This window comes from Streptomyces sp. NPDC093097, assembly GCF_044754325.1.
In the GTDB taxonomy this organism is placed as follows: Bacteria; Actinomycetota; Actinomycetes; order Streptomycetales; family Streptomycetaceae; genus Streptomyces.
On sequence record NZ_JBIVOW010000006.1, the window covers coordinates 34,890 to 49,321 of the forward strand.

At 71.2% G+C, this 14,432-nt stretch carries 13 protein-coding genes; 9 read left to right on the top strand and 4 right to left on the bottom strand.

Translation table 11 applies throughout. The annotated features are described in order from the left end of the window. Positions 1–269 precede the first annotated feature (269 nt). From hemL to ccsB, 7 genes are all read left to right on the top strand, one after another. Complete coding sequence (gene hemL, locus ACIQE0_RS12375; protein WP_402331113.1) at positions 270–1,595, top strand: glutamate-1-semialdehyde 2,1-aminomutase; 1,326 nt, start codon at positions 270–272, stop codon at positions 1,593–1,595. Between the two features lie 26 nt (positions 1,596–1,621). Next, the gene (locus tag ACIQE0_RS12380; RefSeq protein ID WP_402331115.1) at positions 1,622–2,326 is read left to right on the top strand and encodes a histidine phosphatase family protein; all 705 of its coding nucleotides are present in this window, start codon (positions 1,622–1,624) and stop codon (positions 2,324–2,326) included. Positions 2,327–2,473: 147 nt separating this feature from the next. Continuing rightward, the gene (locus ACIQE0_RS12385; protein WP_366336153.1) at positions 2,474–3,688 is read left to right on the top strand and encodes a hypothetical protein; all 1,215 of its coding nucleotides are present in this window, start codon (positions 2,474–2,476) and stop codon (positions 3,686–3,688) included. A 137-nt stretch (positions 3,689–3,825) separates the two neighbouring features. After that, positions 3,826–4,440: a TlpA disulfide reductase family protein gene (locus ACIQE0_RS12390; RefSeq protein ID WP_366336154.1), complete on the top strand. Its 615-nt coding sequence runs from the start codon at positions 3,826–3,828 to the stop codon at positions 4,438–4,440. Between the two features lie 5 nt (positions 4,441–4,445). Further along, entirely contained in the window at positions 4,446–5,210 is a 765-nt protein-coding gene (locus ACIQE0_RS12395; RefSeq protein ID WP_366336156.1) for a cytochrome c biogenesis protein CcdA, read from the top strand. Between the two features lie 3 nt (positions 5,211–5,213). Further along, positions 5,214–7,016 (top strand): cytochrome c biogenesis protein ResB, encoded by a 1,803-nt coding sequence (locus ACIQE0_RS12400; RefSeq protein WP_402331117.1) that lies wholly within the window; start codon positions 5,214–5,216, stop codon positions 7,014–7,016. Further along, on the top strand, positions 7,013–8,098 hold the full coding sequence (gene ccsB / locus ACIQE0_RS12405) for a c-type cytochrome biogenesis protein CcsB (protein ID WP_402331119.1): 1,086 nt from the start codon (positions 7,013–7,015) through the stop codon (positions 8,096–8,098). The genes ACIQE0_RS12400 and ccsB overlap by 4 nt, the downstream gene beginning before the upstream one ends. A 123-nt stretch (positions 8,099–8,221) precedes the next feature. Here ccsB and ACIQE0_RS12410 read toward each other — a convergent pair whose 3' ends face one another. The 4 genes from ACIQE0_RS12410 to ACIQE0_RS12425 form a co-directional block, all read right to left on the bottom strand. After that, positions 8,222–9,649, bottom strand: coding sequence for an alkaline phosphatase family protein (locus tag ACIQE0_RS12410; RefSeq protein ID WP_366336162.1), 1,428 nt, complete (start codon positions 9,647–9,649; stop codon positions 8,222–8,224). Positions 9,650–9,950: 301 nt separating this feature from the next. Further along, positions 9,951–10,562 (bottom strand): DUF4291 domain-containing protein, encoded by a 612-nt coding sequence (locus ACIQE0_RS12415; protein WP_366336164.1) that lies wholly within the window; start codon positions 10,560–10,562, stop codon positions 9,951–9,953. A 162-nt stretch (positions 10,563–10,724) separates the two neighbouring features. Beyond that, complete coding sequence (locus tag ACIQE0_RS12420) at positions 10,725–11,288, bottom strand: nucleoside deaminase (protein ID WP_402331121.1); 564 nt, start codon at positions 11,286–11,288, stop codon at positions 10,725–10,727. A gap of 69 nt (positions 11,289–11,357) precedes the next feature. Then, a complete protein-coding gene (locus ACIQE0_RS12425) occupies positions 11,358–11,831 on the bottom strand; it encodes a PLD nuclease N-terminal domain-containing protein (RefSeq protein WP_402331122.1) in 474 nt (157 codons plus the stop codon). 87 nt (positions 11,832–11,918) lie between these two features. Here ACIQE0_RS12425 and ACIQE0_RS12430 point away from each other — a divergent pair, with 87 nt between their 5' ends. Further along, positions 11,919–13,373: a menaquinone biosynthesis decarboxylase gene (locus ACIQE0_RS12430; RefSeq protein WP_366336170.1), complete on the top strand. Its 1,455-nt coding sequence runs from the start codon at positions 11,919–11,921 to the stop codon at positions 13,371–13,373. Between the two features lie 150 nt (positions 13,374–13,523). Further along, entirely contained in the window at positions 13,524–14,426 is a 903-nt protein-coding gene (mqnP, locus tag ACIQE0_RS12435) for a menaquinone biosynthesis prenyltransferase MqnP (RefSeq protein WP_402331124.1), read from the top strand. Positions 14,427–14,432: the final 6 nt, after the last annotated feature.

The window sequence follows — 14,432 nt, forward strand, 5'->3', positions numbered from 1 at the left end:
GAGACCTCCCCCGTCACCGGCGCGTGAAACGCCCGGCCGCACGCCCCCGTGCACCTCTGAGACCATTGCTTGCGTGACTTACTCGTACGTCGCCCCAGTTTCGCAGACGCGCGGGGGCTGACGCCCGGTCGCGAGCGAGAGGAACGAAAAAGAAACCAAGAGGGAATGAAGGGGAATCGCACGGGCGGGCCGGGTGTCCGCGGAGGGTTCCCCGACCCCTCAGCCAGCCGGGCCGTGACCGCGCGCCGCCGCCCTCCCCTTCCCCGTATATGCAGGTCAGGATCACAGTGTCTTTTCCGTATGAAGCCCCTGTTTCGCAGTCGCTGTTCGACCGTGCGTCCGTGGTGACGCCGGGCGGCGTGAATTCTCCGGTGCGGGCGTTCCGTGCCGTGGGCGGTACGCCCCGGTTCATGGTGTCCGGTACCGGTCCGTACCTCACCGATGCCGACGGTCGGGAATACGTCGACCTGGTGTGCTCGTGGGGACCGATGATCCTCGGCCACGCACACCCCGAGGTGATCGCGGCGGTCCAGGAGACGGTGGCCCGCGGGACGTCCTTCGGGACGCCCGGCGCGGGCGAGGTCGAGCTGGCCGAGGAGATCGTGGCCCGCATCGAGCCCGTCGAGCAGGTGCGCCTGGTGTCGTCCGGCACCGAGGCGACGATGTCGGCGATCCGGCTGGCGCGCGGTTTCACCGGCCGGGCCAAGGTGATCAAGTTCGCCGGCTGCTACCACGGGCATGTGGACGCGCTGCTGGCCGCGGCCGGCTCGGGCGTCGCGACGTTCGGGCTGCCGGACACCCCCGGCGTGACCGGTGCGCAGGCCGGCGACACGATCGTGCTGCCGTACAACGACCTGGCGGCGGTCCGGGCCGCGTTCGCCGCGCACGAGGGCGAGATCGCCTGCGTGATCACGGAGGCGTCGCCGGGCAACATGGGCGTCGTCCCGCCGCTGCCGGGCTTCAACCAGGGCCTGGCGGACCTGTGTTCGGCCAATGGCGCGCTGTACATCTCCGACGAGGTCATGACCGGCTTCCGGGTCAGCAAGGCCGGCTGGTACGGCATCGACGGGGTCCGCCCGGACCTGATGACCTTCGGGAAGGTCATGGGCGGCGGCTTCCCGGCCGCGGCCTTCGGCGGGCGCGCGGACGTCATGGCGCACCTGGCCCCGGCCGGTCCGGTCTACCAGGCGGGCACCCTGTCGGGGAACCCGATCGCCACCGCCGCCGGCGTCGCGCAACTGCGGCTGCTGGACGACGCCGCGTACGCGAAGGTCGACGCGGTCTCCGCCGAGGTCCGCGGGCTGGTCACCGCGGCGCTGGCCAAGGAGGGCGTGGCGCACCGCCTCCAGGTCGCCGGGAACATGTTCTCGGTGTTCTTCACCGAGGCCGACGTGACGGACTACGAGACCGCCAAGGCGCAGGAGTCGTTCCGCTTCACCGCCTTCTTCCACTCGATGCTGGCGCAGGGCGTCTACCTCCCGCCGTCCGCGTTCGAGTCCTGGTTCGTCTCGACCATGCACGACGACGCGGCGATCGAGCGGATCGCCGCCGCGCTGCCGGCCGCCGCGCGGGCCGCGGCCGAGGCGACCGCGTGAGCGGCACGGACGGAGCGGACCGGAGGATGACCGACATGAGCAACGGCGACCTGCGCGGCGACGAGATCACCGTCGTCCACCTGATGCGGCACGGCGAGGTCCACAACCCCGAGGGCGTGCTCTACGGGCGCCGGCCCGGCTACCACCTCTCCGACCTGGGACGGAAGATGGCCGACCGGGTCGCCGAGCATCTCGCGGAGCGGGACATCACGCATGTGGTGGCCTCGCCGCTGGAGCGCGCGCAGGAGACCGCGGCGCCGATCGCCGGGGCGCACGGCCTGCCGATCGCCACCGACGAGCGGCTGATCGAGGCAGCCAACGTCTTCGAGGGCAAGACCTTCGGGGTCGGGGACGGCGCGCTGAAGAAGCCGGGCAACTGGAAGTACCTGACCAACCCGTTCCGGCCGTCGTGGGGCGAGCCGTACATCGAGCAGGTCGTCCGGATGATGGCGGCCCTCGGCGCGGCGCGGGACGCGGCCCGCGGGCACGAGGCGGTGGCGGTCAGCCACCAGCTGCCGATCTGGATCGTGCGCAGCTTCGCCGAGCGGCGGCGGCTGTGGCACGATCCGCGCAAGCGGCAGTGCACCCTGGCCTCGCTGACGTCGTTCACCTTCCACGGTGACAAGATCGTCTCGGTGGGGTACAGCGAGCCGGCGCGCGATCTGGTTCCGTCCCATCTGCTGGCCGGCGCCAAGCCCGTGAAGGGCAGGACCAAGGCTTTCGGCGCCTGAAAAGACGTCACATGGCGAAAAGTCAAATTCGCCGGAAATGTAAAACATGAGCCAATAGCGCGGAACCTCACTGTCCGACATGCCCTCTATAAAGATGTCCGTTTACATGGATGTCCAGTTCGTCGAGCACAGATGGGGAACGACGCTATGAGCGCGATCAGTCGGCGAAACCTGCTGGGGTTGGGAGTGGGGGCGGCCGCGGCGCTGGGCATCGCCGGGTGCTCCGCCTCGGGGCAGGACGGCGCGCAGGGGCAGCGGGTGAAGAACGCGGCGCCGGCCCGCCCCAAGCTCATAGGCGACGGCTCGACGGCGGACTACGGAAAGCAGCCCCACCAGCCCGGCGCCCCCGAGCGGCTGGAGCCGGGGCAGACCCCGCCGCAGTTCGTGATCTTCTCGTGGGACGGGGCGGGAGAGGTCGGCAACGGCCTCTTCCCCCGGTTCCGCAAGCTCGCCAAGGACCACGGCGCGGCCATGACCTTCTTCCTCTCCGGGCTGTACCTGCTGCCCGAGCAGAAGAGGCACCTCTACCTCCCGCCGAACAACCGGCCCGGCGCCTCCGACATCGGCTACCTCAGCGACGCCCACCTCAAGGAGACGCTCGACAACGTCCGGCAGGCGTGGTTCGACGGCCACGAGATAGGCACCCACTTCAACGGCCACTTCTGCTCCGGCCGGGGCAGCGTCCAGCACTGGACGCCCCAGCAGTGGCGGTCCGAGATAGACCAGGCCATAGGCTTCGTGACCAAGTGGCGGACGCACACCGGCTTCGCCGACGCGGACCCGCTGCCCTTCGACTACCGCAAGGAACTGGTCGGCGGCCGCACCCCCTGCCTGCTCGGCCAGGAGAACCTGCTGCCCACCGCGCGGGAGCTGGGCTGGCGCTACGACGCCAGTTCGCCCGGCGGCCTCCAGATGTGGCCCCGCAAGAAGCAGGGGATCTGGGACTTCCCGCTCCAGCAGATACCTTTCCCCGGCCACTCGTTCGAGGTCCTCTCGATGGACTACAACATCCTGGCCAACCAGTCGCGGAACTCCACCAAGGCGCCGCCGGCCAACTACCCCGGCTGGCGCCGGCAGGCCACCGACGCCTACGTCTCCGGATTCCGCCGGGCCTACGAGACCAACCGCGCGCCGTTCTTCATAGGCAACCACTTCGAGCAGTGGAACGGCGGGATCTACATGGACGCCGTCGAGGAAGCGTTCAAGCACATAGCCGACGAGCGGAACAAGGACGTCCGGCTGGTCTCCTTCCGGCAGTTCACCGACTGGGTCGACGCGCAGGACCCGCGCGTGGTCGGCAAGCTCCAGCAACTGGGCGTCGGCCAGCGGCCGGCCGGCGGCTGGAAGACCTTCCTCGCGTAGCGCCCGCTCGCCGTGAGGCATCGCGCGGCGCGCCGGAATCGACGGTTCCGTAGGGCCTGACATGGCCCTTCGTGCGGGGCGCGGCGGGGCGAGGGGGGCGCGGAAGATCCGGAATCGGCCCATGCGAAACTTTTCACATGAGTGACAGCCGCGCCCCCCGCCGCCTCACCAGTCGCCGCCGTCTCGCGCTGTACGCCGCGGGAGCGGCGGCCGCCTCGCTGACGCTCGGCGCCTGCGGCGACGGTGCCTCCGGCGGCTCGGCGCAGACCCGGTTCGTCCAGGGCAAGAACGGCGTCGACACCGTCGCGCCCGGCGAGCGGCAGCCGGCGCCCGACCTGTCCGGGGAGACCACCACCGGCAAGAAGCTGGCCGTGGCCGACTACAAGGGCAAGGTCGTCATCATCAACGTCTGGGGCTCGTGGTGCGGCCCCTGCATCGCCGAGGCCCCCAACTTCGCCAAGGTCGCGAACGAGACCAAGGCCAAGGGCGTCCAGTTCATCGGGATCAACACCCGCGACGCCGAGAAGTCGCAGGCCACCCAGTTCGAGGACGAGCACAAGATCCCCTATCCGAGCCTCTTCGATCCCACGGGCAAGCTGATGCTGCGCTTCCCCAAGGGCAGCCTCAACCCGCAGTCGATCCCGTCGACCATCGCGCTCGACCGGCAGGGCCGGATCGCCGCGCGCTCGATCGGCCCGCTCGCCGAGGACGACCTGCGCAAGATGGTCGACCCGCTGATCGCAGAGAAGTGACCGGCGTGATCGCGCTCGCCGCCGCCACCGCGGGGAACCAGACCATCCTCACCGGGACCCTGCTCGCCGCGGTCCCGCTCGCCCTCTTCGCCGGCCTGGTCTCGTTCTTCTCGCCCTGCGTCCTCCCCCTGGTCCCGGGCTACATGTCGTACGTGACCGGCGTGACCGGTACCGACCTCGGTGAGGCCCGGCGCGGCCGGATGCTGGCCGGCGCCGGCCTCTTCGTCCTCGGCTTCACCGCCGTCTTCGTCTCCGGCGGCGCCCTCTTCGGGTTCTTCGGCCAGACCCTCCAGGAGTACAAGACCGTCATCTCGCGCGTCCTGGGCGTGCTGATGATCCTGCTCGGGCTGGCCTTCGCCGGGGTGCTGAAGCGGTTCGGCCAGCGGGAGTTGCGGTTCCACAAGAAGCCCACGATGGGGCTGACCGGCGCGCCGCTGCTCGGTGTGCTCTTCGGCGTCGGCTGGACGCCTTGCCTGGGCCCCACCCTCACCGCCGTCAACGCCCTCTCCTTCCAGGAGGCCAGCGCCGGCCGCGGCGCGCTGCTCACCGTGGCGTACTGCCTGGGCCTGGGGCTGCCGTTCATCGCGGTGGCGCTCGCCTTCCGCCGGGTGCTCGGCGCCTTCGGCTGGGTCAAGCGGCACTACGTCTGGGTGATGAGGGCCGGCGGCGGCATGATGATCGCTCTCGGCGTCCTCCTCGTCACCGGCGCCTGGGACAGTCTGATGTCTCAGCTCCAGAGCTGGACGCAAAGCATCACCGTTGGGATCTGATTGATGTCCACCAAGACCGACGCCACGGACGAGCCGGGCACCACCGCCGACCAGGGCGGTGATCTCGGCGCCGCCGGATCCCAGCTCTCCACCGCCCCCCAGGAGGACATCAGCCTCCCCTCGCTCGGCCCGATCGGCTGGGTGCGCTGGTTCTGGCGCCAGCTGACCTCCATGCGGGTGGCGCTGCTGCTGCTCTTCCTGCTGTCCATCGGCGCGATCCCGGGCTCGCTGATCCCGCAGACCAGCATCGACCCGGTCAAGGTCGACCAGTTCAAGGCCCAGCACACCACCCTCGCCGGGATCTACGACAAGCTGGGGATGTTCCACGTCTACAGCTCGGTCTGGTTCTCGGCGATCTACCTGCTGCTGTTCATCTCGCTGATCGGCTGCATCGTGCCGCGCGCCTGGCAGTTCGTCGGGCAGCTCCGCGGCCGGCCGCCGGCCGCGCCCCGCCGGCTGACCCGGCTGCCCGCGTACACCACCTGGCGCACCGAGGCGGCGCCCGAGGACGTCCTCGAAGCCGCCGGCCGGATGCTCAAGAAGCGCCGCTTCCGGGTCCGCCGGGAGGGCACCGCGGTCGGCTCCGAGAAGGGCTACCTCCGCGAGGCCGGCAACCTCCTCTTCCACGTCGCGCTGATCGTGATGCTGGTGGCGTTCGCCGTCGGCAGCCTGTGGAAGTCCGAGGGCGGCAAGCTGATCACCGAGGGCGACGGCTTCGCCAACAGCCTCACCCAGTACGACGACTTCACCTCCGGCCCGTTCTTCGACCGGTCCGCCATGGAGCCGTTCGGCTTCACCCTGGACTCCTTCGACGCGTCCTACGAGCGGACCGGCCCGCAGCGGGGCACCCCCCGCACCTTCCGCGCCAACATCACCTACTTCACCGGCGCGGACGGCACCGAGCACAAGTCGTCGATCGAGGTGAACACCCCGCTCGACCTCGCGGGCGACAAGGTCTACCTGCTCTCCCACGGCTACTCGCCGGTGGTCACCGTCAAGGACGGCCGCGGCAAGGTCGTCTACCACGGCGCGGTGCCGTTCCTCCCGCAGGATCCGAAGAACTTCACCTCCTCCGGCGTGGTGAAGGTCCCCGGCGCCCGGGACAAGGACGGCAAGCGCGACCAGCTCGGCTTCCAGGGGCTGTTCGTGCCCACCTTCGGCGGCAAGAACTCCGGGTCGATGTTCTCCCAGTTCCCCGCCCCGGACTTCCCCGTGCTGTCGGTCAACGCCTGGCACGGCGACCTCGGCATGGACTCCGGCCTGCCGCAGAACGTCTACCAGCTCGACACCAAGCGGCTGAAGCAGTACAAGGACGCGAGCGGCGACATCTTCAAGAAGATGCTGCTGCCCAAGGACCGGGCCGCGCAGATGCTCGGCCACTCCGGGGCCAAGCTGACGCCCCAGGAGATCGCCGCCGCGTCCACGATGAACCTCCCGGGCGGCGCGGGCTCGATCACCTTCGACGGCATCAAGACCTGGGCCAGCTTCAAGGTCGCCCACCAGGCCGGCAACGGCCTCGCGCTGATCGGCGCGGTGGGCGCGCTGCTCGGCCTCGCCGCCTCGCTGTTCATCCAGCGGCGCCGGGTCTGGGTCCGTGCGGAGCGGGTCGAGGAGAACGGCGTCGCCGTCACCGTCGTCGAGATGGCCGGCCTCGGCCGCAGCGAGTCGGCCCGGGTGCCGGAGGAACTCGCCGCCCTCGCGGCCGAGCTGACCGCGAGCGTCCCGCCCGCACCGCCTGCCGAAGACCCGACGGAGCCCACCGACTCTGCCGATCCTGCTGACCCCTCCGAAGGAGCGCGCGCGTGAATCTCGCTGCCGCAGCCAACGAGACACTGGCTCACTACAGCAATGTGCTCGTCTATTCGGCGATGGCCGTCTACACCCTCGCCTTCCTCGCCCACATGGCCGAGTGGGTGTTCGGCAGCCGCAGCAAGGTCGGCCGGACCGCCGCCGCGCTGACCGCGCCGGCCGCCGCGCCCGCCGCCCCGGTCGTGCGGGCCGCGCAGCGGGGAGGCACCGCCGTCCTGGAGCGGCCCGCGGTCGTCACCCGGTCCGCGGCCGGCAGCCGTGACGTCCCCGACGGCCCCGGCGCGCACGGCGGCACCGAGAAGGGCGACCTCTACGGCCGGATCGCGATCTCGCTGAGCGTGCTGGCCTGGGCGCTGCACGTCGGCGGCGTGGTCACCCGCGCGCTGTCCGTGCAGCGCGCCCCGTGGGGCAACATGTACGAGTTCTCCACGACCTTCGCCGGCGCCGCGGTCACCGTCTACCTGGTCCTGCTGCTCCTGAAGAAGAACGTCCGCTGGATCGGCCTGCCGCTGGTCACCACCGTGCTGCTCACCCTGGGCCTGGCGGTCAGCGTCCTGTACACCGCCAGCGACCAGCTGGTGCCGGCGCTGCACTCGTACTGGCTGTGGATCCACGTCTCCTGCGCGATCCTCTCCGGCGCGGTGCTCTACCTCGGCGCGGTCGCCACCGCGCTCTTCCTCTTCCGCGACCGCTACGAGGCCAAGCTCGCCGACCCGGACGGCCCGCAGCCCGGCGCCTTCGCCACCTCGGTCCTGGAGCGGCTGCCCTCGGCCGCCTCGCTCGACAAGTTCGCCTACCGCGTCAACGCCACCGTCTTCCCGCTGTGGACGTTCACCATCATCGCGGGCGCCATCTGGGCCGAGGCCGCCTGGGGCCGCTACTGGGGCTGGGACCCCAAGGAGGTCTGGACCTTCATCACCTGGGTCGGCTACGCCTGCTACCTGCACGCCCGCGCCACCGTCGGCTGGAAGGGCCGCAAGGCCGCCTGGCTGGGCCTGATCGCCTTCGCCTGCTACCTCTTCAACTACTACGGCGTGAACATCTTCGTCACCGGCCTGCACTCCTACGCCGGCGTCTGACGCCCCGCCCGCCCCGCACGACGCACCGGTGCCGTACGGACGGCCTCACCCCGAGGCCGTCCGTGCGGCACCGTCGTCATCTGCGCATGCGGCGCGGCCCGGCCGGCGCCGGCGGCCGCCGGGTCAGCGGCGCTTGCGGCCGCCGTGCTCCTGCCGCGGCGGCTTCTGGTCCGCCCCCGGCAGTGTCGGCTTCGGCAGGTGCGCCACCTCCCACTGGGCCTCGGCCAGTTGCCGGGCGGTGTCCCGCGGCAGCCGCGGTGCGCGGTGCGCGGCGGAGCGGAAGCCGAACGCCGAGGTGAGGTCGCCGAACGTGGCCCGCCGCCAGTCGCTGATGTTGGGCTCCGTCACGCCCGTGAACCGCTCCAGGAACTGGAGCACCGAGGTGTGGTCGAAGGCGTCGCCGGCCGCCCAACCACCCACCGTCCAGGGCGAGATGATCATGCAGGGCACCCGGAAGCCGGCCCCGATCGGCAGCCCCTGGACGAACTCGTCCTTGGTCCCGGCCGGTGCCACCGGCGGTGCCACGTGGTCGAAGAGGCCGTCGTTCTCGTCGTAGTTCAGGATGAAGGCGGTCTTCGCCCACACCTTGGGGTTCGAGGCGACCGCCTCGATCTTCTTGGCCACGTAGTCGGCGCCGGCGGCCGGCAGGTAGTCCGGGTGCTCCGACTGGTGGCTGGTGGGGATCAGCCAGGAGACCGCCGGCAGCCGGTCGGCCCGTGCGTCGTCCTCGAAGGAGCCGGCCGGCCGCCGCCGCATCCCCCGCTCGTACAGCGCGCTGCCCGGTTTGGCGTCCCGGAAGGTCTGGAACTGCTCCAGCAGGTTGCAGCCGTAGTTGTCCTCCTCCTGGTACACCTGCCAGCTGATGCCGGCCGCCTGGAGCCGCTCCGCGTACGTCGTCCAGCGGTAGGGCTTGGGTGCGGTGTTGTTGAGGATCGGGCCGCCGTGGGTGCCGCTCGGGTCGAGGGTGCCCGTCATCCAGTACAGCCGGTTGGGCCAGGTGGGCCCGAAGACCGAGCAGAAGTAGTTGTCGCAGAGGGTGAACGCCTCGGCGAGGGCGAACTGGAAGGGGATGTCCTCGCGGGTGTGGTAGCCCATCACGTACGGGCCGTTGACGCCGTCGGCCTTGCGGTGCGCGGGCAGCCAGCGGTCCATCCTGCCGCCGTTCCACGCCTCGTGCTGGACCGACCAGGCGTGGCTGGTGGACGGGATGGCCTGGGCGCTGGTGGTGCGGGTGTCGAGGCGGAACGGCAGCAGATAGCCGTCGGGGTTCTCGGCGTCCGGCTGGTGGAAGACGGAGCGGCCGGTAGAGAGCAGACGCGCGCGCGGGTCGTTGAAGCCGCGGACGCCGCGCAGGGTGCCGAAGTAGTGGTCGAACGAGCGGTTCTCCTGCATCAGCAGGACGACGTGTTCGATGTCGCGCAGTGAGCCGTGTCGCGGGGGGCCGGCTGCGACGGCCTTCTGGACGCTGGGCGGCAGCAGTGACAGCGCGGCGGTGCCGCCGATCGCCCCGGCCGCCGAGCCGAGGAGTCTGCGTCGGGTCATATTCGGCATATGTGCCACTCTCCCTGAGTCGCGTAGGCCCTCGGTGGACCTCCCCGACTGTGGCGGTGGCGCAGTTTCGCGGGCAGGGGTTGGTTGCTGAACGGTGTGTCAATTGGCCGTGAACAGCCCAGAGTTGACCGATCTACCCTACGCCTCATACGTCACGTGACTCAGTGTGCGGCAACTCGCGCACCACCCCGGCTACGCCTTTGCGGCGATTGACAAGGACACGCGGCTTACGCCCGGAGTTCCCCCGGCTGCCGGGTAGGGGCTCCTCGCGGCGCTGCCCCCGCGGCCGTCGAGGAGGCGGTCACCGCAGATGGGCCAGGGCCGTCTCCGGTGCGGGGTACGGCCGTTCGTCGGGGAGCAGCGCGTGGGCGGCCCGGCTCTCGCCCGCGCGCACCAACGCGTGGATCTTCCGGGCCAGCGGCGTCACGTCGCGGATGGCCACCGTCCACTCGTCCGCGTACGCCCTGACCAGGGTGCCGGACAGCCCGAGTTGGAGGGAGCGGTGGGGGAGCGGCTTCAGGTGCAGATCGCGCTCGGGGTCCCACTGGACCCGGGCCGGGGCGCCGCGCAGCGCGCGCTGCCAGGCGGCGTGGTCGGGGTGCAGCCCGGGGACGTAGTGCGACAGGCAGGCCTGGCGCAGCGCCCGGTCGAAGCCCTCACGGGTGATCTCGACGGCCAGGACCGTCTCCTGGTCGGCCTTGGTGGCCCAGCCGCAGCGGTACATCATCCACAGGAACGACGGCTTGATCCACGTCATCCGGTCGCGCTTCCAGGCGGCGGGGAAGCGGCCGTCCCGCGCGGCGGGCAGGCCCAGGGCCGGCGCGTACGCCTGGTAGACGGTGACGGTGTCGGCGGTGTGCAGCGCCCGGATACGGCAGGTCGGTTCTGGGGAGGCGGTGGTGCGGGTGCTCATGACGGCATCCTGCCGAGGCCGGGCGCCGCGGGCCACCGGATTACGCGTCAGCCCGCCCCGCCCCCGGCGGGCGTTCGGACGGCGCCGGCCGGAGCCCGGGGCCTGTCCGGGGACTTCCGTCTGCCGGCCCGCCCTCGGGGCGGACGAGGCGGGTGCGACGCCCTAGAAGCCGCCGGTGTCCTCCTGCCACAACTCCGGCCGCGCGCCGATGAAGTCGCGCATCATCGCCGCGCACCCGGGGTCGTCCAGCAGCACGATGTGCACCCCGTGCCGGGCCAGCCAGTCGTGGCCGCCGTGGAAGGTCCGGGCCTCGCCGATGACGACCCGGGAGATCCCGAACTGGCGGACCAGCCCGCTGCACAGCCAGCACGGCGAGAGCGTGGTGACCAGCGTCGTGCCCCGGTAGCCGCGCCGCCGCCCGGCCGCCCGGAACGCCGCGACCTCGGCGTGCAGCGACGGATCGCCGTCCTGCACACGGCGGTTGCGGCCGCGCCCCAGCAGCGCGCCGTCCGGGCCGTAGAGCGCCGCCCCGACGGGGATGCCGCCCTCGGCCAGGCTCGCACGGGCCTCGGCGACCGCCGTCGCCAGCATGGCGCGGGCCTGCTCCTGGACGTGGTTCGGGCGCCCGGACGGCTCCTCGCGGTCGCCGGTGCGGCCGTCGCGGCGGGCGGCGTCGCGGTCCTGCCCCCGCTCCCGCGTCCGGTCCTGATCCGGTGCCTGGTCCATGCCGGCCACTCTTCCCGTCCCCTTCGGCCGCGGCAACGTCCACGGGGCCGGACGGGAGGTGCAAGGCGGTCAGGACGCGGCGGGCGGGGTCTCCTCGGGGCCCTTGCGGCCGCTCTTCCCCTCGCCGTCGGAGCCGGCCGTGCCGGTCCCGCCCTCGGCGGCCCCGGTCTGCTTGCGCCGCAGCTCCTCCTCGCGGCGCCGCAGATCGGCCTCCCAGTCCATCAGCAGCGACTCGTCCTTCTTGTTCTCCTCGCGCAGCGACCGCAGGAACTCCGGGTTGTCGTCCGGCGCCACCCACTTGGTGCTGCGGTTGCGGTGCCGTTCGGAGGGCGTGCCGCCCCCGCCGCCGGCGGCCGGCTGCCGCTGCTTGCCCGCCGCCAGCCAGGCGATCGGCCCGATCAGCACCTCGCCGAACAGCAGGATGATCAGCACCCACACCACCTTCGGCAGCCCGCGGACCTGCGACTCCGGGGTGTTGAGGCAGTCGATGAAGGCATAGACCCACAGCGCCAGCACCAGTAGGAACGGCAGATACCTGAGCATTGCGGACGGTCCCCCTGCGCGCGTGGGCGGGCCCGCGCCGGGGCCCCGTGACCCGTACAGGGTAGTGCGTACCGGATACTGGAGCGCATGGCTTACGACGATCTTCGCTCCCTGCTGCGGGCCCTGGAGCGCGAGGGTGACCTGACGCGCATCAAGGCCGAGGTCGACCCGTACCTGGAGGTCGGCGAGATCGTGGACCGGGTGCAGAAGGCCGGCGGGCCGGCGCTGCTCTTCGAGAACGTCAAGGGCTCCTCGATGCCGCTGGCCATGAACGTCTACGGCACCGACCGCCGCCTCCTGAAGGCGCTCGGCCTCTCCTCGTACGAGGAGATCAGCGCGAAGATCGGCGGGCTGCTCAAGCCCGAACTGCCGCACGGCTTCGTCGGCGTGCGCGAGGCGTTCGGCAAGCTCGCCAACATGACGCACGTCCCCCCGAGGAAGATCAAGGGCGAGGCGCCCGTCCAGGAGGTCGTGCTCACCGGCGACGACGTCGACCTGGAGCAGCTGCCCGCGCTGTTCACCTGGCCCAAGGACGGCGGTTCCTTCTTCAACCTCGGGCTGACGCACACCAAGCACCCCGAGACCGGCGTCCGCAACCTCGGCCTCTACCGCCTCCAGCGCCACGACAAGCGCACCATCGGGATGCACTGGCAGATCCACAAGGACAGCCGCAACCACTACCAGGTCGCCGCCAAGCGCGGCGAGCGGCTCCCGGTCGCGATCGCCTTCGGCTGCCCGCCGGCGGTGACCTACGCCTCCACCGCGCCGCTCCCCGGCGACATCGACGAGTACCTCTTCGCCGGCTTCCTCCAGGGCAAGCGGATCGAGATGGTGGACTGCAAGACCGTCCCGCTCCAGGTCCCGGCCAACGCCGAGGTCGTCATCGAGGGCTGGCTGGAGCCCGGCGAGATGCTGCCGGAGGGCCCGTTCGGCGACCACACCGGCTTCTACACGCCGCAGGAGCCGTTCCCCGCGCTGAAGATCGACTGCGTCACGATGCGGCGCCGCCCGCTGCTCCAGTCGATCGTCGTGGGCCGGCCGCCGACCGAGGACGGGCCGCTGGGCCGGGCCACCGAGCGGTTCTTCCTCCCGCTCCTGAAGATCATCGTCCCGGACATCGTGGACTACCACCTCCCCGAGTCCGGCGGCTTCCACAACTGCGCGATCGTCTCGATCGACAAGAAGTACCCCAAGCACGCCCAGAAGGTCATGCACGCCATCTGGGGCGCCCACATGATGTCGCTGACGAAGCTGATCGTGGTGGTGGACGCGGACTGCGATGTGCACGACCTCCACGAGGTCTCCTGGCGGGCGCTGGGCAACACCGACTACGCCCGCGACCTGACCGTCGTCGAAGGGCCCGTCGACCATCTCGACCATGCCTCCTACCAGCAGTTCTGGGGCGGGAAGGCGGGCATCGACGCCACCGAGAAGTGGCCCGAGGAGGGCTACACCCGCGACGGGGGCTGGCCCGACATGGTCGAGTCGGACCCGCGGATCGCCGAGCGGGTGACCAAGCGTTGGAAGGAGTACGGGCTGTGAGCGAGCCTGGCGAGCAGAACATCGAGAGGTGCGCGCCGTGCGCATGCGGGGCCGAGGGCAGCGAGGCTGCGGCATGAGTGAGCTTGGCGAGCGAATCATCGAGAGGTGCGCGTCGCGCGCATGCGGGGCCGAGCGTAGCGAGGCCGCGGCATGAGCGCCTCCGCCGCCGCGGTACCGCAGCCGGGCAGGACGCGGGCCTTCCTCCGGCTCGTGGTCATCGAGCACTCGGTCTTCGCGCTGCCCTTCGCCTACATCGCCGCGTTCACCGCCATGCGCCGGCTGGACGGGCACGTCCACTGGCTCCGGCTGCTGCTCGTCACCGTCGCCATGGTCGGTCTGCGCACCTTCGCGATGGCCGTCAACCGCATCATCGACCGGGAGATCGACGCCCGTAACCCGCGCACCGCCGGGCGGGAACTGGTCACCGGCGCGGTGTCGGTGAAGTCCGCCTGGACCGGCGCGCTGATCGCCGTGGTGGTCTTCCTGGGCGCTGCCGCGCTGCTCAATCCGCTGTGCCTGGCGCTGGCGCCGGTCGCGGTGGTGCCGATGGTGGTCTATCCCTACGGCAAGCGCTTCACCAACTTCCCGCACGCGATCCTCGGCCTCGCCCAGGCGATGGCCCCGGTCGGCGCCTGGATCGCGATCACCGGTGCCTGGTCCTGGGAGCCGGTGATCCTCGGCCTGGCCGTCGGCATCTGGATCGGCGGCTTCGACCTGATCTACGCCTGCCAGGACGTGGAGGCGGACCGCCACAACGGCGTGATGTCCGTACCGGCCCGCTTCGGCGTGCCGGGCGCGCTCTGGGGCGCCCGCTGGTGCCATGTCGCCACGACCGCGCTGCTGGCGTGGTACGGCGTCGCCATCGGCGCCGGCGTCTTCTTCTGGATCGGGCTGGCGATCGTGGCGGTGGCCTTCTGCTACGAGCACGCGATCGTGCGCCCGCACGACACCTCGCGGCTCAACCGGGCCTTCTTCCAGGTCAACAGCTTCATCGGGATCGCGCTGTTCGTCTGCGCGCTGCTGGACCTGTTCGTCCGCGGCCTGACGGTCTGACGTCCC

Bases quoted from the DNA above. Each gene is read 5' to 3' on its own strand.
- hemL (WP_402331113.1), top strand. From the start codon at position 270: ATGCAGGTCAGGATCACAGTGTCTTTTCCGTATGAAGCCCCTGTTTCG.
- ACIQE0_RS12380 (WP_402331115.1), top strand. From the start codon at position 1,622: ATGACCGACATGAGCAACGGCGACCTGCGCGGCGACGAGATCACCGTC.
- ACIQE0_RS12385 (WP_366336153.1), top strand. From the start codon at position 2,474: ATGAGCGCGATCAGTCGGCGAAACCTGCTGGGGTTGGGAGTGGGGGCG.
- ACIQE0_RS12390 (WP_366336154.1), top strand. From the start codon at position 3,826: ATGAGTGACAGCCGCGCCCCCCGCCGCCTCACCAGTCGCCGCCGTCTC.
- ACIQE0_RS12400 (WP_402331117.1), top strand. From the start codon at position 5,214: ATGTCCACCAAGACCGACGCCACGGACGAGCCGGGCACCACCGCCGAC.
- ACIQE0_RS12410 (WP_366336162.1), bottom strand. From the start codon at position 9,649: ATGCCGAATATGACCCGACGCAGACTCCTCGGCTCGGCGGCCGGGGCG.
- ACIQE0_RS12415 (WP_366336164.1), bottom strand. From the start codon at position 10,562: ATGAGCACCCGCACCACCGCCTCCCCAGAACCGACCTGCCGTATCCGG.
- ACIQE0_RS12420 (WP_402331121.1), bottom strand. From the start codon at position 11,288: ATGGACCAGGCACCGGATCAGGACCGGACGCGGGAGCGGGGGCAGGAC.
- ACIQE0_RS12425 (WP_402331122.1), bottom strand. From the start codon at position 11,831: ATGCTCAGGTATCTGCCGTTCCTACTGGTGCTGGCGCTGTGGGTCTAT.
- ACIQE0_RS12430 (WP_366336170.1), top strand. From the start codon at position 11,919: ATGGCTTACGACGATCTTCGCTCCCTGCTGCGGGCCCTGGAGCGCGAG.
- mqnP (WP_402331124.1), top strand. From the start codon at position 13,524: ATGAGCGCCTCCGCCGCCGCGGTACCGCAGCCGGGCAGGACGCGGGCC.